The organism is Corynebacterium variabile (assembly GCF_006539825.1).
Taxonomy (GTDB): domain Bacteria; phylum Actinomycetota; class Actinomycetes; order Mycobacteriales; family Mycobacteriaceae; genus Corynebacterium; species Corynebacterium variabile.
In genome coordinates, this window is the sequence record NZ_BJNT01000014.1 from 73,368 (window position 1) to 91,885 (window position 18,518).

The 18,518-nt window shown below is 67.2% G+C and carries 16 protein-coding genes and 1 pseudogene; 11 read left to right on the forward strand and 6 right to left on the reverse strand.

Annotated elements, in window-relative coordinates:
- Positions 1-34: 34 nt before the first annotated feature.
- Positions 35-481 (reverse strand): LapA family protein, encoded by a 447-nt coding sequence (locus CVA01_RS09320; RefSeq protein ID WP_014010215.1) that lies wholly within the window; start codon positions 479-481, stop codon positions 35-37.
- Positions 482-575: 94 nt separating this feature from the next.
- Between CVA01_RS09320 and rlmN the strand changes: the two genes are divergently transcribed.
- Positions 576-1,688, forward strand: coding sequence for a dual-specificity RNA methyltransferase RlmN (gene rlmN, locus CVA01_RS09325; protein ID WP_141330258.1), 1,113 nt, complete (start codon positions 576-578; stop codon positions 1,686-1,688).
- Between the two features lie 209 nt (positions 1,689-1,897).
- On the opposite strand, the gene CVA01_RS09330 is transcribed toward rlmN, so the two are convergent.
- On the reverse strand, positions 1,898-2,359 hold the full coding sequence (locus CVA01_RS09330) for a DUF2631 domain-containing protein (protein ID WP_141330260.1): 462 nt from the start codon (positions 2,357-2,359) through the stop codon (positions 1,898-1,900).
- Positions 2,360-2,562: 203 nt separating this feature from the next.
- On the opposite strand from CVA01_RS09330, the gene dxr reads away from it, so the two are divergent.
- The 5 genes from dxr (at position 2,563) to CVA01_RS09355 (ending at position 8,441) form a co-directional block, all read left to right on the forward strand.
- Positions 2,563-3,747 carry a 1-deoxy-D-xylulose-5-phosphate reductoisomerase gene (gene dxr, locus CVA01_RS09335; protein WP_141330262.1) on the forward strand — a complete coding sequence of 395 codons (1,185 nt, stop codon included), beginning with the start codon at positions 2,563-2,565 and terminating at the stop codon, positions 3,745-3,747.
- The gene (locus CVA01_RS09340; protein WP_141330264.1) at positions 3,732-4,988 is read left to right on the forward strand and encodes a M50 family metallopeptidase; all 1,257 of its coding nucleotides are present in this window, start codon (positions 3,732-3,734) and stop codon (positions 4,986-4,988) included. The genes dxr and CVA01_RS09340 overlap by 16 nt, the downstream gene beginning before the upstream one ends.
- A 68-nt stretch (positions 4,989-5,056) precedes the next feature.
- The gene (locus CVA01_RS09345; protein ID WP_141330266.1) at positions 5,057-6,940 is read left to right on the forward strand and encodes a penicillin-binding transpeptidase domain-containing protein; all 1,884 of its coding nucleotides are present in this window, start codon (positions 5,057-5,059) and stop codon (positions 6,938-6,940) included.
- A gap of 11 nt (positions 6,941-6,951) precedes the next feature.
- The gene (gene map, locus CVA01_RS09350; protein WP_073884528.1) at positions 6,952-7,836 is read left to right on the forward strand and encodes a type I methionyl aminopeptidase; all 885 of its coding nucleotides are present in this window, start codon (positions 6,952-6,954) and stop codon (positions 7,834-7,836) included.
- 20 nt (positions 7,837-7,856) lie between these two features.
- Complete coding sequence (locus CVA01_RS09355) at positions 7,857-8,441, forward strand: carboxymuconolactone decarboxylase family protein (protein WP_073884529.1); 585 nt, start codon at positions 7,857-7,859, stop codon at positions 8,439-8,441.
- A gap of 51 nt (positions 8,442-8,492) precedes the next feature.
- Here CVA01_RS09355 and CVA01_RS09360 read toward each other — a convergent pair whose 3' ends face one another.
- Positions 8,493-9,944 (reverse strand): alanine/glycine:cation symporter family protein, encoded by a 1,452-nt coding sequence (locus CVA01_RS09360; RefSeq protein ID WP_141330268.1) that lies wholly within the window; start codon positions 9,942-9,944, stop codon positions 8,493-8,495.
- Positions 9,945-10,363: 419 nt separating this feature from the next.
- Here CVA01_RS09360 and CVA01_RS09365 point away from each other — a divergent pair, with 419 nt between their 5' ends.
- Together CVA01_RS09365 and CVA01_RS09370 are read left to right on the forward strand one after the other, a co-directional pair.
- Positions 10,364-10,987 carry a TM2 domain-containing protein gene (locus tag CVA01_RS09365; protein ID WP_170209744.1) on the forward strand — a complete coding sequence of 208 codons (624 nt, stop codon included), beginning with the start codon at positions 10,364-10,366 and terminating at the stop codon, positions 10,985-10,987.
- 109 nt (positions 10,988-11,096) lie between these two features.
- Positions 11,097-11,786 carry a TM2 domain-containing protein gene (locus tag CVA01_RS09370; RefSeq protein WP_141330272.1) on the forward strand — a complete coding sequence of 230 codons (690 nt, stop codon included), beginning with the start codon at positions 11,097-11,099 and terminating at the stop codon, positions 11,784-11,786.
- Between the two features lie 19 nt (positions 11,787-11,805).
- Here the strand turns inward: CVA01_RS09370 and CVA01_RS09375 are convergent, their stop codons facing one another.
- The 3 genes from CVA01_RS09375 to CVA01_RS09385 form a co-directional block, all read right to left on the reverse strand.
- A complete protein-coding gene (locus tag CVA01_RS09375; RefSeq protein WP_141330274.1) occupies positions 11,806-12,831 on the reverse strand; it encodes an ABC transporter substrate-binding protein in 1,026 nt (341 codons plus the stop codon).
- A 169-nt stretch (positions 12,832-13,000) separates the two neighbouring features.
- Positions 13,001-14,467 (reverse strand): mannitol dehydrogenase family protein, encoded by a 1,467-nt coding sequence (locus CVA01_RS09380; protein WP_170209748.1) that lies wholly within the window; start codon positions 14,465-14,467, stop codon positions 13,001-13,003.
- Between the two features lie 44 nt (positions 14,468-14,511).
- Complete coding sequence (locus CVA01_RS09385) at positions 14,512-15,867, reverse strand: RbtT/DalT/CsbX family MFS transporter (RefSeq protein ID WP_141330278.1); 1,356 nt, start codon at positions 15,865-15,867, stop codon at positions 14,512-14,514.
- Positions 15,868-16,029: 162 nt separating this feature from the next.
- Between CVA01_RS09385 and CVA01_RS09390 the strand changes: the two genes are divergently transcribed.
- The 3 genes and pseudogenes from CVA01_RS09390 to CVA01_RS15475 all read left to right on the forward strand — a co-directional run.
- The gene (locus CVA01_RS09390; RefSeq protein WP_141330280.1) at positions 16,030-16,860 is read left to right on the forward strand and encodes a DeoR/GlpR family DNA-binding transcription regulator; all 831 of its coding nucleotides are present in this window, start codon (positions 16,030-16,032) and stop codon (positions 16,858-16,860) included.
- A complete protein-coding gene (xylB, locus tag CVA01_RS09395; RefSeq protein ID WP_141330282.1) occupies positions 16,860-18,281 on the forward strand; it encodes a xylulokinase in 1,422 nt (473 codons plus the stop codon). Before CVA01_RS09390 ends, xylB begins: the two co-directional genes overlap by 1 nt.
- Before the next feature lie 53 nt (positions 18,282-18,334).
- Positions 18,335-18,517: pseudogene (locus CVA01_RS15475) on the forward strand (DUF6308 family protein); the annotation flags it as partial.
- Position 18,518: the final 1 nt, after the last annotated feature.

Here is an 18,518-nt window from a genome sequence, read left to right on the forward strand (position 1 = left end):
GGTGGGGGTGCAGCGGAAGACTCCGGGGAGGGGGTCAGTTTCCCTTTCTGACTTGGCGTCGCAGCTGGAAGATCCGGATGGTGCCGATACTCGCCGCCACCAGTGCACCGCCGACCGCGGCGATGAGCATCCCCACGCCGATCGGGAAGTTCCAGGTCCAGAAGAAGACGTTGAGCTCGGCACTGTCACCGTTCTGCAGGATGAACACCAGCAGCAGCACCAGCACCACCGCGCCGATGATGAGCGCGACCCACGTCGAACCTGCGATCGTGCGGGACACGTCATGGCCGGGCCGCACCGCCGTGGCGTCGCCGGTGTTGTCGGTGTCCGTGGTCTCCGGAATCTCCGCCTCGGAGGAAACTGTGGTGTCCTGCGGCTCCGTGCCGTCCGGGGCATCGGGGGAGTCGGGGGAGACAGTGGAGTCGGTGAAGTCAGCGTCGGTGGGCCGGCCCTCGGGCAGCTCCTGGTCCTTGTTCGTCATGGCGCCCCATCATAGGCGTCCTTCGTGGTGCGCTGTGTGCGGCACATCTCACGATGTGCCCGAACCCGTGATGAGGTGCAATAATGGGCCAATCATGGCTGAACCCGTACAACTGCAGTTCCGCGCCCCGACCCGCGGCATGCCCCCGACCCACCTGGCCGACCTCACCGACGACGAGGTCAAGGCCGCTGTCAAGGACGCCGGCCTGCCCGGTTTCCGCGCCAACCAGATCGCCCGCCAGTACTACGGCCGCCTCGAAGGTGACCCCATGGCGATGACCGATCTGCCGGAGAACCTCCGGTCCACGGTCAAGGACACCCTGTTCCCCACGTTGATGGATCCGGTGCGTCACATCTCCTGTGACGAGGGACAGACCCGCAAGACCCTCTGGAAGCTGCATGACTCGACGCTGCTCGAGTCCGTCCTCATGCGTTACCCCGACCGGGCGACGCTGTGCATCTCCTCCCAGGCCGGCTGCGGTATGGCCTGTCCGTTCTGCGCCACCGGCCAGGGCGGACTGGACCGCAACCTGTCCACCGGGGAGATTGTCGAGCAGGTCCGCGCCGCGGCCAGGGCCATGCGCGACGGCGACGTCGAAGGTGGCGAAGGCCGCCTGTCGAACATCGTCTTCATGGGCATGGGCGAGCCACTGGCCAACTACAAGCGCGTCGTCGCCGCCATCAAGCGGATCACCTCGCCGTCGCCGGAGGGCTTCGGCATCTCCCAGCGCAACATCACCGTCTCCACCGTGGGCCTGGCCCCGGCGATCCGGAAGCTGGCCGACGAGGACATGCACATGCGCCTCGCCGTCAGCCTGCACTGCCCGGACGATGAACTGCGCGACACCCTCGTCCCGGTCAACAACCGGTGGTCCATCGAGGAGGTCCTCGACGCCGCCGCCTACTACGCGGAGAAGTCCGGTCGCCGTGTCTCGATCGAGTACGCGCTCATCAAGGAGGTCAACGACCACCCGTGGCGTGCTGACCTGCTGGGCAAGCGGCTGAAGAAGAAGCTGGGCAACCAGGTCCATGTCAACCTCATCCCGCTGAACCCGACCCCGGGTTCGGAGTGGGACGCCTCGCCGAAGCCGGTGCAGGAGGAGTTCGTCCGCCGCGTCAACGAGCAGGGCGTCGCCTGCACCGTGCGTGACACCCGTGGCCAGGAGATCGCCGCGGCTTGTGGCCAGCTCGCTGCGGAGGAGCGGTAGCAGCCGGCCAGGCACGCACTGTCGAATATCGCACCTGCCACCGGTTCGCTCTCTGAGTGACCAGGGCACTTACCTGAGGTAAGTGATCGGCAGGTGCGATATTCGGCATCTGGGGGACCGGGACAGCATCCGATACACGAAAAACCCCGCCGGCTGCGGAGTGCGGCGGGCGGGGTGGGCAGGTGTCCGGGAACCGGACGACCCGTGGCTTACTTGTGGTGGGCCAGACCGTGCGGCGGGGTCTGGACCTCTTCGACACCGTCGACGCCGACGCCGGGGAGGTTCCAGGAGCGCAGCTCGGCGGTGGTGAGGTCGGCGTAGCGACCGGTGAGGTTGGCCTGGTCCTCGGTCCAGACCGGCTCGACGTGGCCGACCGGCTTATTGTGGGAGGTCAGCGTCTTGCGGGCCTCACGCGGCTTCCAGCTCGGGGAGGAGCGGCGGGCGTAGAGCGTCACGCCGAGGAGGATCGCGAGGCCGATCACGACGATGTAGATGTCCTCGACCTTGCCGTGGTGGTTACCAAAGAGAAATCCGAACATGCAGATTCCGGCGACGTAACCGACGATGATCGTCGTCTTCCGCGGGAACTGGTGCCAGCCCCACGCGGCGGACGGCTCATCCACCGTGGAAACGCCCTTGTACACTTCGACCTTGGTGCCGTGGTCAGCCACTTCGAGATCCTCCTGAAGTACGTGGCAGTAGTCACCTGCCAGATTTAGTGCCCCTATTGTTACACACGACGGACCCGGGGACGAACACCACCCGATCTTTCGGGGGCACCCCGGGGGAAGCACGGGGGAAGCACGGGGGAAGACCGTGCAAAGACAGGGCAACGCGCACCCTTCACAGGTTCCAGGCAGCCTGCCGTGGAACAATGGTCCGGGTGAAAACGCGTGTAGTGGTGCTCGGCAGCACCGGATCGATCGGCACCCAGGCCCTGGACATCATCGCGGAGAACCCCGACCAGTTCGAACTCGTCGGCGTGTCCGCCCAGGGCTCCCGTCCAGAGCTTCTCCTCGAGCAGGTCCGGAGCTTCGGCCTCGACCCCTCCCATGTCGCGGTGGCCAGTGATGTCGCCGCCGACATGCTCGACCGTGAACTCGACGGTCACGTCATCCGTGGCACCCACTCGCCACGGACACTCGTCGAGGAGGCGGGGGAGTACGGCTGTGATGTCGTCCTCAATGCACTCGTCGGTTCGCTCGGCCTCGACGCCACCCTCGCCACGCTCCAGGGGGACGCCCGCCTGGCCCTGGCGAACAAGGAGTCCCTCGTCGCCGGCGGCGATCTGGTGCTGGACACCGCCTCGGAAGGCCAGCTCGTGCCGGTGGACTCCGAGCACTCCGCCATCGCCCAGTGCCTGCGTGCCGGTACCCGCGAGGAGGTCGCGTCCCTGGTCCTCACCGGCTCCGGTGGGCCGTTCCGCGGATGGACCCGCGAGCAGCTGGAACCGGTCACCCCGCTGGACGCCAAGTGCCATCCCACGTGGTCGATGGGACAGATGAAGTCGCTCAACAACGCGACGATGGTGAACAAGGGGCTCGAGGTCATCGAGGCGTCCCTGCTGTTCGACGTGCCCGCGGAGAATATCGAGGTCACGGTGCACCCCGAGATGACCGTGCACTCCATGGTCACCTTCACCGACGGCGCGACCATCGCCCAGGCGTCCACCCCGTCGATGCGTCTGCCGATCTCCCTGGCTCTGGGCTGGCCGGGCCGCGTGCCCGGTGCGAAGACACCGCTGAGCTTCGCCGAGGCGTCCACCTGGACTTTCGAACCGCTCGATGACGCCGTGTTCCCCGCCGTCCGGCTCGCCCGCGACGCCGTCTCGGCCGGGGGCTGCATGCCCGCCGTCTACAACGCCGCCAATGAGGAGGCCGCCGTCGAGTTCCTCGCCGGGACGCTGAGCTTCCCCCGGATCGTCGACACGGTCGCCGCCGTCCTCGACGACTGCTCGCGCTTCACCACCCGGCCCCGTGACCTCGACGATGTGCTCGAGGCCGAGCGTGCCGCCCGCGCCGCCGCACACGAGAGGATGGCTTCGTGGCTTACGCGATAGGCGTCCTCCTCTTCGCGGTGGGGATCGCCGTGTCCATCGCGCTGCACGAGGCCGGGCACATGGTCGCCGCCCGCAGCTTCGGTATGCGGGTGCGCCGGTACTTCATCGGTTTCGGCCCGACGCTGTGGTCGAAGAAGAAGGGCCACACCGAGTACGGCTTCAAGGCCGTGCCCTTCGGCGGGTTCTGCGACATCGCCGGCATGACCGCCCTCGACCCGTACACCGAGGACGAGAAACCCTATCTCATGGTCGACCGGCCGGGCTGGCAGCGCATCCTCGTGATGCTCGCCGGCATCGCGGTGAACATCGTGCTGGCCATGGCGATCATCTTCGGCGTCGCCGTGACCTGGGGCCTGCCGCAGACCTCCACTGATCCGGCCCCTGCAGTCGTCGCGGAGACCATGTGCACCCCGACCACCATCGACGACGCCAAGGCCGACGACGGCCACGGACGCTGCGAGGGCGCGGGCCCGGCCGCGGACTCCGGGCTGAAGACCGGTGACGAGGTCACCTCCGTCAACGGTGTCGATGTCGACGACTTCCCGGCGATGGTCGACGAGCTCGACACGGTCGGGTCCGACGCCGCCGACGCAGGTGCCGTCGCCGGTGACCGTGTCACGGTCCCGGCCACCGTCGACCGCAACGGTCAGGAAGTCAGCCTTGACCTTCAGGTGGAGGTCGTGGAGCGCCAGACGCAGTCCGGCGATGCTGTGCTCACCGGTGCCATCGGCATGCGCATCGACAACCCGAACGCGGAACTGGTGGGCTACAACGCCCTTTCCGCGATCCCCGGCAGCGTGCACTACTCCGGCTACATCCTCACTGAGACCGCCAAGGCGCTCGTCGACCTGCCGTCACGCTACTGGCCGGTGGTGGAGTCCATCTTCGGCGCCGACCGTGCCGATGATTCGCCGGTGAGCGTCGTCGGGGCGTCCCGCGCCGGTGGTGAACTGGTCCAGCACGACCAGTGGATGGCCTTCCTGCTGCTGCTGGCGAACCTCAACTTCTTCCTCGCCGCGTTCAACCTCGTGCCGCTGCCCCCGATGGACGGCGGGCACGCGATCGTCGTGGTCTACGAGAAGATCCGTGACTGGTTCCGTCGTCGCCGCGGTCTGGCCCCCGGTGGTCCGGCGGACTACACCCGCCTGCTCCCGGTGACCTACGCGGTCGCCGCGATCCTCCTCGTCTTCGGGCTCACGGTCATCGTCGCCGACGTGATCAACCCGGTGCAGTTGTTCTGACGCCCCACGCCTGATTCACCGGCGCGGTATCCCGAGGTCACGGCTTCCCGTTGGTAATCTCGGTGAGCATGCGCCCCACACGCTCTCCCCGCCGTCACCGTCGGCGGGCCCGCGCCCTGACGACCACGGTCACCGCCACCGTCGTCTCTCTGGGGCTGGCGGTGAGCCTGGCGTCCTGCACCCCGCGTCCCGACGGCGCCGACGACATCGTCGGTGATTTCCTCGACGCCCTCGAGGACCGCGACGTCGACGGTGCCTCCGGGGACACGGACGCCTCATCGAACGCCGCGTCCGACATCGACGCCACCTGGAACGGCCTCCAGGCCGAGGGGCTGGACGCCTCCCTGCACGATGTCAGCACCGACGGTGAAGTCGCCACCGCGTCCTACACCCTGGACTGGAACCTGCCGGGCGAGCGTGACTTCTCCTACGACGCCACTCTCACCGCCACGAAGACCGGCGACGACTGGTCGGTGCGCTGGGTGCCCTCGGTCCTGCACCCCGATCTCGGCAACGGCCAGCACCTGGAACTGCGCAAGGTCGAGGCGACGACCGCCGATGTCGTCGGGTCCGACGGCTCGGTGCTGCTCACCCCGGGTCTGCAGTGGCGGATCAAGGTGGACACCGACAGATACGACAGCCTCACCGACCTGCAGACCACCATGCGCAAGATCAACGCCGCCCTGGAGTCGGCGCACTCCCGCGATGACTCGGTGCCGACCATCAACCCCGATGAGGTCGCGAAAGACGCCCGGGCTGAAGGTGGCGTCTACTCCGTCGCCGTGCTCGGCGACCCGGTGGGCACACAGGTCCGGGACATTCTCGGCCAGGTCGACGGCGTGGAGTTCAACGACGAACCGGCGATGGTGCGTCCTGATCCGGGTTTCGCACCGGACATCATGTCGCGTGTCTCCCAGCTCGTCGGCGATGACCTGCAGGGCGACGACGGCTGGGAGATCGTCAAGGCCACGTCCGGTGGCGCCGCGGTCGGCACGGTCGACTCTTCGGCGGCGGCCCCGGCGTCCGCGGTGAAGGTCAGTTTGTCGAAGAAGGTGCAGAACGCCGCGCAGCACGCGGTGGACACCCGCGCCGCGGACAAGGCGATGATGGTGGTGATGCGTCCGTCCACCGGCGAGATCCTCGCCGTCGCGCAGACCCCGGAGGCGGACAAGGAGGGTGACCTTGCGCTCAGCGGCCAGTACCCGCCGGGCTCGACGTTCAAGATCATCACCGCGTCCGCCGGAGTGGGGGAGCAGCACCTCGACCAGGGGACGATCGTCGGCTGCCCGTCGACGCTGAACCTCTACGGCCGCACCGTGACCAACTACAACAGCTTCTCGCTGGGCGACACCACACTGTCCAACGCCTTCGCGCAGTCCTGCAACACCACCTTCGCGGAGATCTCGACGAACCTGCCCGAGGGGAAGCTCAAGGAGACCGCTGAGGGCTTCGGTCTGGGGCGCGACTACGAGATCCCCGGGCTGACCACGATCACCGGCTCCGTGCCCGAGGGGGAGACACCCCTGGACCGCACCGAGGCCGGTTACGGCCAGGGCCTCGACCTGGCCAGCCCCTTCGGTATGGCGCTGGTCTCGGCCACCGCCGCGAACGGCAGGACGCCGGTGCCCACACTCCTGCAGACCGACACCGGTGCGACGAAGGACGCCGACGGGAAGGACGCCACGCCCGGTGAACCCCTTGACCCGGTGGTGCTGGACAACCTGCGGTCCATGATGCGTGCCGTGGTGACCAGCGGTTCCGGCTCGGCGATCTCCGGGGCCGGCGAGATCTACGCCAAGACCGGTGAGGCCGAGTTCAACGGTGGTTCCCATGCCTGGTTCACCGGCTACCGGGACGACCTGGCGTTCGCCACACTCATCGTCGGCGGCGGTGGATCCGAGCATTCGGTCGAGGTGACCCGGCAGTTCTTCGCCGAACTCGACGGCGAGTAGGCTCGGTGCTCATGACTAGAGCACCACTGACCCCCGGCGTCCAGACCCCGATCCGTACCGTTCCCTCGAGCATCGAGCGGCCCGAGTACGCCTGGAAGGACGAGGTGCAGGAGAACGTCGGTGAGCCGTGGGTGCAGACCCCAGAGGTCGTCGAGGCGATGCGCGAGTCCTCGAAGATCGCCGCGGACGCCCTGTCCGCCGCCGGCGCCGCCGTCGCCCCCGGGGTGACCACCGACGAGATCGACCGGATCGCCCACGAGTACATGTGCGACCACGGTGCCTACCCCTCCACCCTGGGCTACCGGCACTTCACGAAGTCCGTGTGCACCAGCCTCAACGAGATCGTCTGCCACGGCATCCCGGACTCGACGGTCATCGAGGACGGCGACATCGTCAACATCGACATCACCGCCTACAAGAACGGTGTGCACGGCGACACCTCCGCGATGTTCACCGCCGGTGACGTCTCCGAGGAGCACCAGCTGCTCGTCGACCGCACCTACACCGCCATGTGGCGGGGCATCAAGGCCGTGAAGCCGGGCCGCGAGGTCAACATCATCGGCCGCGTCATCGAGGCCTACGCCAAGCGCTTCGGCTACAACGTGGTCCGCGACTTCACCGGCCACGGTGTAGGTCCGACCTTCCACAACGGTCTGATCGTCGTCCACCACGACGAGGAGGCGTACAACACGGTCCTGGAGCCGGGGATGACGCTGACCATCGAGCCGATGTTCAACCTCGGGTCGCTGGACTACACCATCTGGGACGACGACTGGACCGTGCAGAACACCGACCACCGGTGGACCGCCCAGTGGGAGCACACCATGGTCGTCACCGAGGACGGCGTGGACGTGCTGACCCTGCGCGAGGGTGAGAAAGACCAGACGAAGAAGTAAGTCTCCGGTAGCGTCGGGGCATGACTGTTTCACCAGGTGTGCCACGACGTCCAGGGGAGAAGCGGCCGGGGCTGCGTGATCTCGGACCACTGAATTACGCCGTCGAGCGGATCGGGGCGAGGGTCCAGGGGAAGAAGACCCTCGGAGTGTTCGCCACGATCGGCCGGGTGCGACGTATGCTGCCGCCGTGGTTGGTGTACTCGGCGACGATGATGCCCTTCGGGGCGCTCGGCCGGGCGGAGTCGGAGCTGGTGATCCTGCGGGTCGCCGCCCTGAAGGGGAACTCCGGTGGTGACTACGAGATGGACCACCACTCCGCACTGGGGAAGAAGGCGGGGCTGATCGACGGGGACATCGCCGCGGCGACCAGGGTCGACGAGGGTTGGGAGCCGGGACGTCACGGGTTCCACGGCCGGCGCGGTGCGATGCTCGACGTCGCCGACGAGATCGTCCAGTTCGGGGATGTCTCCGACCCGGCGTGGGAGCGGCTGGCGTCCTTCCTCAGTGACCGGGAGTGCGTGGCGCTGGTGATGCTGGTGACGAACTATGCCGGGCTGGCCACCGCACTGACCGTATTGCGCACCCCGGTCGACGAGAGGCGGTGACCGGGAATCCCGGTCACCGCCTCGTCAGTTGCTGATGTCAGTCTCTGCGGGTCAGCGCATGGACTGGTTGTCTGCGGCGCTGGTCATCGACCAGGTGGACCTGGAGTCGACGAGGAACTTCTCGACGTCCTTGGCGGACGCCCTGAGCTCCGGGTCGAAGTCCAGGTAGGCCTTGGTCTCCCGGGCGATGAGTCCGGAGAGGATGAGCAGGCCGATGAGGTTCGGCAGCGCCATGAGACCGTTGGCGAGGTCGGAGAAGGTCCAGGCCATGTCGAGCTCCATGGTGGCACCCACGACAACCACGCAGGTGAAGATCGCGCGGTAGGGGATCGTGGCGTGGGAACCGAAGATGCGCTGGGCGTTGCGCTCACCGTAGTAGGACCAGCCGAGGATGGTGGAGAAGGCGAAGAAGACGATGGAGATGGTCACGATGTGGCCACCCCAGTCGCCGGGGAGGGCCTCCTTGAAGGCGTCGGAGGTCATCAGGCCGGCACGGTCCTCGCCCTGGTCCCAGACGCCGGAGCTGATGATGACCAGACCGGTGAAGGAGACGACGATGATGGTGTCGATGAAGGTCTGGGTCATGGAGACCAGGCCCTGGCGGACCGGGTGGGTGGTCTTCGCGGCCGCGGCGGCGACAGCGGCGGAACCCATGCCGGACTCGTTGGAGAAGATACCGCGGGCGACACCCATCTGGAGCGCCAGGAGGATGCCGGAGCCGACGAAACCACCTGCGGCGGCGGTACCGGAGAAGGCGTCGGAGAAGATCAGACCGAAGGCGTGGGGGATCTCACCGGCGTTGATGCACAGCACCACGATGCCGCCGATGATGTAGATGACGATCATCAGCGGGACGAAAGCCGAGGTGACCTTACCGATGGACTGGATGCCACCGAGCAGGACGGCACCGATGAAGATGAACATGATGATGCCGGAGACCGTCGGGTCGATGTTGAAGGACTCCTCCAGGTTCGCGGAGACCGCGTTGGCCTGGGTCATGTTGCCGATACCGAAGGACGCGACGACGGCGGCGATGGCGAAGAACCAGGCGAGGAACTTGCCGAGGGGGCCCTTGATGCCGCGCTCGAGGTAGCGCTGCGGTCCACCGGACATGTTGCCCTTGGCGTCCGCGATGCGGTACCGCACACCGAGGAACGCCTCGGAGTACTTGGACGCCATGCCGAGCAGGCCGGTGATCCACATCCAGAACAGGGCGCCGGGGCCACCGATGGAGATGGCGGTGGCGACACCGACGATATTGCCGACGCCGACGGTGGCGGCCAGGGCGGTGGTCAGAGCCTGGTACTGGGAGATGTCACCTTCGCCGTCGTCGTCGTTGCGGTCGAGGAGGCCGAGCCGCAGGGCGGGGAAGAGCTTGCGGAACTGCACGCCCCGGAGCCTGATGGTGAGGATGAGGCCGGTTCCGAGCAGTAGTGGGATGAGGAACCAGGGGCCCCAGACAAAGGTGTCGGCATCGCCGAGCCAGTCGTTGAGTGTGTCCATGAGCAGTCAGCGTATAGGGCGTTCACCCGGTGAGGGAGATGCATCTGTTAAAAACATGGAAATTCTGTCAGCTCCCTGGCAGTGGGGGTATTCCGGGGAGCGGGCGGGGGATAGGCGGGGGTGACGCCACGTCTTCCCTCATGAATAAGTATGTGGGAATAACTGTGTTAAATCACGTTCTGCACTGAGGAGGACATGTGTGTAGACTGTTCCGTGAGTGCCTGGCTCGTGAGGTCGGGTGGCTCCTTTCGGATGATTCCTTGGTAGGGGGTTGACGAATGCGGAGAGAGGGCCGGGTTTCCCGGCCCTCTCTTCTGTTCCGTAGCTGTTCCCCATCTATTCCCCGGGGGACGCTAAGCTACAGGTCAATCGCGCCGACCGTCCCTCATCAGTCGGTGCCGGAGCAGAGGAGGAACCGCGTGACCGATCCGGGCACCTGGAACAGCAGTGACGGTCGGCCGGCCGACGAGAGTGGTCAGACGGGCCAGTATGACCCGGCGGGCCAGTACGGTCAGTACCCGCAGTACGGTCAGTACCCTGCGCAGCCCGCCTACGGCCAGTACCCGCCACAGGGCGTCCCCGCCGGCTACCCGCCCTACGTCCCGAATGCCCCTTATGCCCCGTACACCCAGTACTCCCCGTACGGCGCGGCACCTGCCTACGGCATGTACCCTGGGCACCCCGGATTCTCGGAGAAATCGAAGACCACCGCCGCGGTGCTTGCGTTCTTCCTCGGCTGGGCCGGCGGACACAACTTCTACCTCCGCAGGAACGGCAAGGCCCTGGCCCAGCTGCTGCTGTCGATTCTCGGCTGGATCTTCATCGTCGTCGGCATCATCCTCGCCGTGAACTACGACACCGGGTCCTCCTACTACTACGACGAGGGCAATGAAGCACTGTTCGCCATGGGCATGATCATGCTCTTCGGGACCGCCTACGTCCTGTTCCCCGCGATCGGCATCTGGGCCTTCGTCGAATTCATCCTCATCCTCACCGGATCGGCCGGTTACGCCACCGACGACAAGGGTCTTGTCCTGCGTTAGGACATCCGGCCCCGGAGGGGTGGGGCCATCCGTTACGATGAGGCGGCACATCGCAGATGTCCCGCCACCGTGCACCCGCGCGACCCCACGTAACGACAGAGGAGCCCCCGTGACTGATCCAGGATCGTCGACCAACCGAGACGACGAGCAGTTCCCGCAGTCGCCCTTCTCCGACGAGTTCGAGAAGGTCCAGAACGAGGGGGACTTCCAGGCTGACCAGCAGCCCGGGTACTCCGGCGGTTACCCGCAGCAGCCCGGCTACCAGCAGCAGGGATATCCGCAGCAGGGTTACCCGCAGCAGCCCGGCTACCAGCAGAACGCCTACGCCGCCCCCGGCTACGCGCAGCCGGGCTACCCGGGTGGCGCATACCCCGCCCAGGGCTACCCGACGCCCGGCTTCCCGCCGAATGTGCCGGTCTCCCCGAAGACGAAGATCGTCGGCGCACTGCTGGCTTTCTTCCTCGGCAGCATCGGTGCCCACAACTTCTACTTCGGAAAGACCGGTAAGGCCGTCGCGCAGCTGGTCATGACCGTGGTGGCCTGGATCGGCGTCATCATCGGTTGTGTCTGCATCGTCAACGGTGCGGACTCCGACGGTGACTGGATCTCCACGTCCTCCGGCTACGGCTACTACAGCTACGACGACAACGACGGTCTCATCGGCCTCGGTGTCGTCCTGGTCATCGCCGGCGGGATTCTCGCCACCGCCGTGGCGATCTGGGCCTTCGTCGAGTTCATCATGATTCTCTCCGGTGCGCGCACCTACCAGTTCGACCAGGAAGGACGCCTCGTCCAGTAACCAGGAAGAGGCCGGGGGCTCAGGCCTCCGCCGCGATCTTCAGCTGGTCCTTGATGGTGTCCAGCAGCCAGGCGTTGGACAGCGAGGAGGGGATGTTCAGCGCGGCCATGACCGATTTGTCGTCCTCGACGACGGCACCGGACTCGACCTGGGGCAGCTTGTCGTAGCCGGCGATCGCGCGGATCTTGTCCATGCCCTCGGTGGCGTACATGCCCATGAAGTCGGCGGAGAGGTCATCGACCCGCTCGTAGGAGATCATCACACGGTCGTTCTCGACCTGCAGGGTTCCGTCGGTGAAGGCCTCGGGCAGCGTCATGCCGAGCCGGGAGTAGAAGCTGTTGGCGATATTGTCCGGGTCGGCGATGACGCCGAACTGGCCACCACGGTCCTGGACGGTCAGGGCGGTCTTGCCCTCGAGTCCGGAGAGCTCTTCACGGGCATCGGCGAAAGCCTGCTCATCGTCATCGATGACCTGCTGCGCCTTGTCCTCCTTCTGGTAGATCTTGCCGAGCGCCTGCAGCTGCGGTTCCCAGTCTGCGGTCTGGTCGATACCGGGCAGGACCGGGGAGACGTCCTTCAGTGCGTCGTACGCCTCCTCGGGAATGCGGTAGAGGTCGCCGACGATGAGGTCGGGTTCGAGCGCGGCGATCTCCTCCAGCGGGACGTTCTGGTCCGACAGTGGGATACGCTCGACGTCTTCGAGCTGGTCGTTCTTCCAGGCGGCGTCCTTGTCGTCGGGGCGCTCGACGATGGCGTCCGGGGTGATGCCGAGGGCGAGGAGGTTGTCGACGGCGGTGCCGATGGCGACGACGGTCTCCGGGTTGGTGGGGTAGGTGTCTTCGCCGTAGACGTGGCTGATGGTGACCTCGGAGGCATCGGCGCTGGAATCAGTGCCGGCAGAGGTGTTGGAGCTGGAGTCGCTGTCGTCGTCGGAGGAACAGCCGGCGATGACGAGGCTGGCGGCGACGACGACGGCGGTGAGGCCGGTGCGGGGGGAGCGTAGCGGACTGGTCGAGCGGGCGAGGGAGGGGAGAAGCGCGGAGATCCTTCGTGGGTCTTCAGTGTGGGGAGGGCATGGACAGAACGCTCATGGGGAAGATCGGAAAGCATTGGATAAGGGAACGCTTCCTTCACTTTCGGGTAGTGACCGTTCCTGAACGTACTACCGGGGCCGCCGGCCACACAAGGATGAACACTGTGCACTTCCTCACTGTCTAGCCCTCCAGCAGCATGTCCAGCGTCGCCTCCGCTCCGTCGGTGTGCAGCGATGCCAGTGTCCGGGTGTACGCCGCAGTGAAGTCGGGGGAATCCACCAGATCACCGAAGACCTCACGGTCGCGCAGGAAAGCCAGTGCATCCTCGTGGTTGTGGGACGCGGACGCCATGAGCCGGTCGGCTATCCGGTCGACCACCGTGATCGGCGCGCCCTGCTCGTCGGTGCCCTCGGCATAGCGCGCCCAGGAGGCGACGATCGCCGCGGAGAGGTCGACGGGGCGTCCTGCGGCGAGGTTCTCCCGGACCACCGGCAGCAGCCACTTCGGGATCCGGTCGGAGCTCTCGGCGCACAGCCGCGCGACCGTGTCCTTCACCGCGACATTGCCGAACCGGGAGATGAGGGTATGCCGGTAGGCGTCCAGGTCCACCCCGGGCAGCGGACGCAGTGTGGGAGTCGCCTCATTCTCCATGTACGCCAGCAGGAACCGGGCGAACCGGGGATCCGCCATCACGTCGTGGACCATCCGGTGCCCGGCGAGGTGACCGAAGTAGCAGAGACCCTGGTGGGAGGCGTTGAGCAGCCGGAGCTTCATCAGTTCGTAGGGGACGACGTCCTCAACGACCTCGACCCCGACCTTCTCATAGGAGGGGCGCCCCACGGTGAAACGGTCCTCCAGCACCCACTGGGTGAAGTCCTCGGACACTACAGGCCAGGCATCCGTGTACCCGTGTCCGGCGACGTCGGCGCGGTCGGCGTCGGTGGTCTCCGGGGTGATCCGGTCGACCATGGAGTTGGGGAAAGCGACGTTGCCCTCGACCCAGGTGGCGAGCTCCTCGTCGACGGACGCCGCGAAGGCGAGGAAGGTACGGTGGGCGACCTCGCCGTTTCCCTGGATGTTGTCGCAGCTCATGACGGTGAACGGCGGGATCCCTGCGGCGCGGCGTACGGCCAGGGCGGCGGTGACGAGCCCGAAGAAGGTCCGCAGGTCACTGTGGCGTCCGGCCTGCAGTTCGGCCCGGTCGTGGGCGATGTGCTCGGAGGTGTGGAGGAACTCGCCGGTGACGTGGTCGATGTTGTATCCGCCCTCGGTGACGGTGAGGCTGACGATGCGGATCTGCGGGTCAGCGAGCAGGTTGACGGCGGCGGCCGGGTCGTCCGGAGCGAAGACGTAGTCGATGATGCTGCCGATGACCCGGGCGTCCTCGATGCCGTCCGGCGCTTTGGTGGTCAGGGTGTAGAGGTGGTCCTGGCCGGCGAGGGCATCGCGCATGCGGACATCGGAGGGCATGACGCCCAGGCCGACGATGCCCCAGTCCAGTGCCTGGCCTTGGTTCATCAGTCGGTCGAGGTACATCGCCTGGTGGGCCCGGTGGAATCCACCGACACCGATGTGGACGATGCCGGGGGTGACGGCGGCCCGGTCGTAACCGGCGACGGCCGCCCCGGTCGCGGCGACGGCGTCCAGGGTCGCGGTGCCGAGGTGGGGGAGGGTGGAGGTGGTCGGGGTGCTCACTGGATGTTCTCCTTGTCGGGTGCGGATGAGGGTTCGGATGCGGAGGTGGATTCGGATGCGTGGGCGACGCGGACGGGGGCGCCGTCGAAGCCGGGCTGGGTGCCCTTGAGACGGGTCGACATCCAGGCGGACACGAAGTAGAGGCCGATCATGATGACGGTGAGTCCGGTGGGGCCGACGAGTGGCAGGAAGACAGCGACGAGCAGGGGGCCGACGGCCACCGCCGCGCCGACGCCGAGGTTGTAGGTCGCCATCGCGGCACCCGGGTGCTCGGGATCCAGGGAGATGGCGATGGCGGACAGTGGGACATACCCGGCCAGTCCGATACCGAAGACGGCGCCGAAGGCGAGGGTGATGCCGTAGGTCACCGGATCGGGCAGCCCGAGCGCCTGGCCGACGAGCGGAGTGAAGTAGACCAGCCCGAGTGCGACGGCGCAGAGCACCGCGCCGCACCAGAACATGGTGCGCGCCCAGCCGTAGCGGTCACCGATGCGTCCGAACAGCGGGTTGAAGGGGAGGTTCACCGCGTAGATCACCGTGGTGAGGATGAGGAACCATCCGAGTCGCCAGCCGAGATCGTCGGTGAAGTAGGCGGGGAAGAAGACCGCCATGGCGTAGGTCGGCACCGAGTTGATGGTGCGGATCGCGGTGACATAGCGGAAGCGGGAGTCGGTGACCAGCAGGCGGACGCCACGTGAGAGCGTCGCGCTGACCTCCTCGGGGTTGTCGACCAGTGGACGGCGTCCACGGGGTTCGCGGACGCCGACGAAGACGATGGTGGAGCCGACCAGGACGAGGACCAGGGAGACCCAGAGGGTCTGGTAGAAGTCCAGGTCGATGACATTGAGCGAGATGGTGGCGACGAGGGCGCCGAGGGTCGGCAGGCCGGCGGAGAAGGCGACATAGAACCAGCCGACGCCGGTGGCCCGGTCCTCGGGGCGGGCCACGGCACTGATCCAGACGAGGAAACCGTAGGCGAAGAGCGGATAGCCGAAGCCGCGGAGTCCGTAGGTGATGAAGATCAGCGGGGCGTTCGAGGTGGTCAGGGCGACGAGCAGGAAGGTGAGTTCCAGGACCACCCAGACGACCGCGCCGAGGGCCATGACGCGGCGTGGACCCCAGAGGTCGGAGAGCGCGGCGGCGAAGAAGGCGGCGATCGCGACGGCGATGCCGTAGACGGTGACGAGGGTGCCGACCCGGGAGGTCGAGAAGCCGTGGTCGTCGCGGAGGAAGGGTTCGAGGATGTTGGTCTCGACCCCGTCGCCGATCATGAACAGGGTGAGGCCGATGAATCCCCAGATGAGGGCGCGGGGTATGCCGAGCCGGTCGAGGAGGGGCTGTGGTGAGGTCATGTGTTCTCCTGTGCTCCAGGGGAGGGTATGGGGCGCACGTCACAACTTTTGGTGCGCAATGCGGCTAAATGTACCGCGTATGTGTTGAAAAGTCACGCAAACTCACATGGTTTTGTTGAAAGATGAGGTCAGATCACATGGCGCCGTGGTAGCGTGTACCCCATGTCACAACCCGCCAGCGTCGCCGGGCCCGACCGACGACGGGAGAACATCGTCGCCTACGTCACCCGGCACGGCACCGCCCGCGTCGAGGAACTCGCCCGGCACTTCGACGTCAGCCAGATGACCGTCCACCGAGACCTCGACACCCTCGCCGCTGACCATCTGCTGGAGCGGGTCCGCGGTGGAGCGCGCTCGGTCAGCCCCTCGATGAGTGAGCTGGCGGTCGGCCAGCGCCGCCAACTGCGTCGGGACACCAAGACGGCGCTGTGCACCCGGGCCGCCGAACTCATCGGGGAGGGCGACGTGGTCGCCGTCGACGACTCGACAACCCTCGAACCGCTCGTCGGCCTGCTTCCGGACCGGCACCCCTCGGCGCTGATCACCCACTCCCTGGCCGCGATGTACAACCACACCCGCCGCAGCGGCGTCACCGGTATCCGCCTCATCGCCTGCGGCGGACAGTACATCCCGGAGACCGACTCCTTCCTCGGGGCCGGCACCAATGAGCAGCTCCGCCAGCTGTCCGCCGACATCACCTTCGTCTCGACGACCTCGCTGCGCGCCACCACCGTCGGCACCGCCCTGTTCCACCCCGACGTCGAGGCCGCGGACACCAAGCGCGCCCTCGTGGCGCTGGGCCTGGTCAAGGTCCTGCTCGTCGACGCGACGAAGTTCGACGCCCCGGGACTGTTCAAGGTCGCCGATCTCAGCGACTTCGACCACATCGTCGCCGACGCGGACACCTCCGAGGCCGACCGGGAACGGCTGCGGGCGTCCGGCGCGAACGTCTACATCGTCGGGGACACCGACACCACCGGAAAGGAACTCTGATGTCATTCGTCCTGGGAATCGACAGCTCCACCCAGTCCTGCAAGGCGCTGCTCGTCGACGCCGGCACCGGCGAGGTCGTAGGTGAGGGGCGCGCCACCCATCCCGACGGCACCGAGGTGGACCCCAGGGCCTGGATCGACGCCATGGAGACCGCCACCGCCGGACTGCTGGAGAAGGCGGACGCCGTCGCCGTCGCCGGCCAGCAGCACGGCATGGTCGCCCTGGACGAGTCAGGCGAGGTCGTGCGGGACGCCCTGCTGTGGAACGACACCCGGTCCGCCCGCGCCGCCGAGGAGCTCATTGAGGAGCTCGGTGGGCCTGCGGCCTGCGTCGATCTCACGGGCAGTCGCTACGTCGCCTCCATCACCGCCACCAAACTGCGGTGGATGCGGGACCATGAGCCGGAGAATGCCGCCCGCACCGCCTCGGTCCTGCTGCCGCACGACTACCTCACGCGATTCCTGTCCGGTGGGCTGGTCACCGCGACCGATCACGGGGAGGCGTCCGGAACCGGGTACTACAGCACCCGTCAGCGCCGGTGGCTGCCGGAGCTCGCCGAAAGTGCCCTGGGGCATCCCGTCGACCTGCCGTACCTCGCCGCGCCGAACGAGTCGCTGGGCACCGTCGCGGCGTCGGTGTGCGCCGGGGCAGCGCGGCGCGGGACAGTCATCGCGCCGGGAACGGGTGACAATCAGGGCGCTGCCCTCGGTCTGGGGCTCGGCCCTGCGGACGTGTGTGTCTCTATCGGGACCTCTGGGGTGGCGTCTGCGGTGGTTGAGGACAGTGTCCACGATTCCGCCGGCGTGGTCACCGGCTTCGCCGACGCCTCGGGGAAGTACCTGCCGCTGGTCGCGACGTTGAATGCGGCCCGCGTCCTTGATCTGGGACGCCGCCTGCTGGGCGTGGACTGGGAGGAATTCGACCGGCTGGCGCTCGACGCCGCTCCCGGCGCCGGTGGACTTGTTCTGCAGCCCTACCTCGACGGGGAGCGGACGCCGAACCGACCGGACGCCACCGGCATCATCCAGGGGCTGACCACCGCCACGACCAGGGAGGACTTCGCCCGGATGACGGTCGAGGGGCTGCTCTGCTCGATGAAGGACGCTGTGGAGGCACTCGTCGGCGCGACGGGGGAGAAGGTGCGCCGTGTCCTGCTGATCGGCGGCGGTGCCCGGTCGGCGGCGGTGCGGGCGATCGCCCCTTCGATCTTCGGGGTGGAGGTTCTGGTCCCGGATCCCGCGGAGTACGTGGCCCTGGGTGCCGCCCGTCAGGCGGCGTGGACGCTCTCCGGGGAGGACGCGCCCCCGACCTGGACCGTTCCCGGGACGGCCCCGGCCTCCGCACCGTTCAACGGGCGGACCGTGCGGTCCTACGCCCACCTGCGCACCGCCACAGCCGGGTGGAACTGGGGGTTGGAGTAGGGACGGAACCGACATCCGGGGGTGGCGTGCTTTTCTGCGGCTAACCTGGCGGTATGAGTGCTGACGTGTGGAACGACGTCCGGTGGGACGCCCCGGCCATCCTGGATCCTGCCTGTACCGATGATGCGGTGCGGCACCTCGTCACCTACTTCGCGGACCTGTACGGGCACACCGGTCCCGGGTACACCGGGGCGATGTTCACTGAGTTTGGCGGGGGAGGCGACCGCCCGGAGGTGG

Bases quoted from the DNA above. Each gene is read 5' to 3' on its own strand.
- CVA01_RS09320 (WP_014010215.1), bottom strand. From the start codon at position 481: ATGACGAACAAGGACCAGGAGCTGCCCGAGGGCCGGCCCACCGACGCT.
- rlmN (WP_141330258.1), top strand. From the start codon at position 576: ATGGCTGAACCCGTACAACTGCAGTTCCGCGCCCCGACCCGCGGCATG.
- dxr (WP_141330262.1), top strand. From the start codon at position 2,563: ATGGTCCGGGTGAAAACGCGTGTAGTGGTGCTCGGCAGCACCGGATCG.
- CVA01_RS09345 (WP_141330266.1), top strand. From the start codon at position 5,057: ATGCGCCCCACACGCTCTCCCCGCCGTCACCGTCGGCGGGCCCGCGCC.
- map (WP_073884528.1), top strand. From the start codon at position 6,952: ATGACTAGAGCACCACTGACCCCCGGCGTCCAGACCCCGATCCGTACC.
- CVA01_RS09355 (WP_073884529.1), top strand. From the start codon at position 7,857: ATGACTGTTTCACCAGGTGTGCCACGACGTCCAGGGGAGAAGCGGCCG.
- CVA01_RS09360 (WP_141330268.1), bottom strand. From the start codon at position 9,944: ATGGACACACTCAACGACTGGCTCGGCGATGCCGACACCTTTGTCTGG.
- CVA01_RS09385 (WP_141330278.1), bottom strand. From the start codon at position 15,867: ATGACCTCACCACAGCCCCTCCTCGACCGGCTCGGCATACCCCGCGCC.
- CVA01_RS09390 (WP_141330280.1), top strand. From the start codon at position 16,030: ATGTCACAACCCGCCAGCGTCGCCGGGCCCGACCGACGACGGGAGAAC.
- xylB (WP_141330282.1), top strand. From the start codon at position 16,860: ATGTCATTCGTCCTGGGAATCGACAGCTCCACCCAGTCCTGCAAGGCG.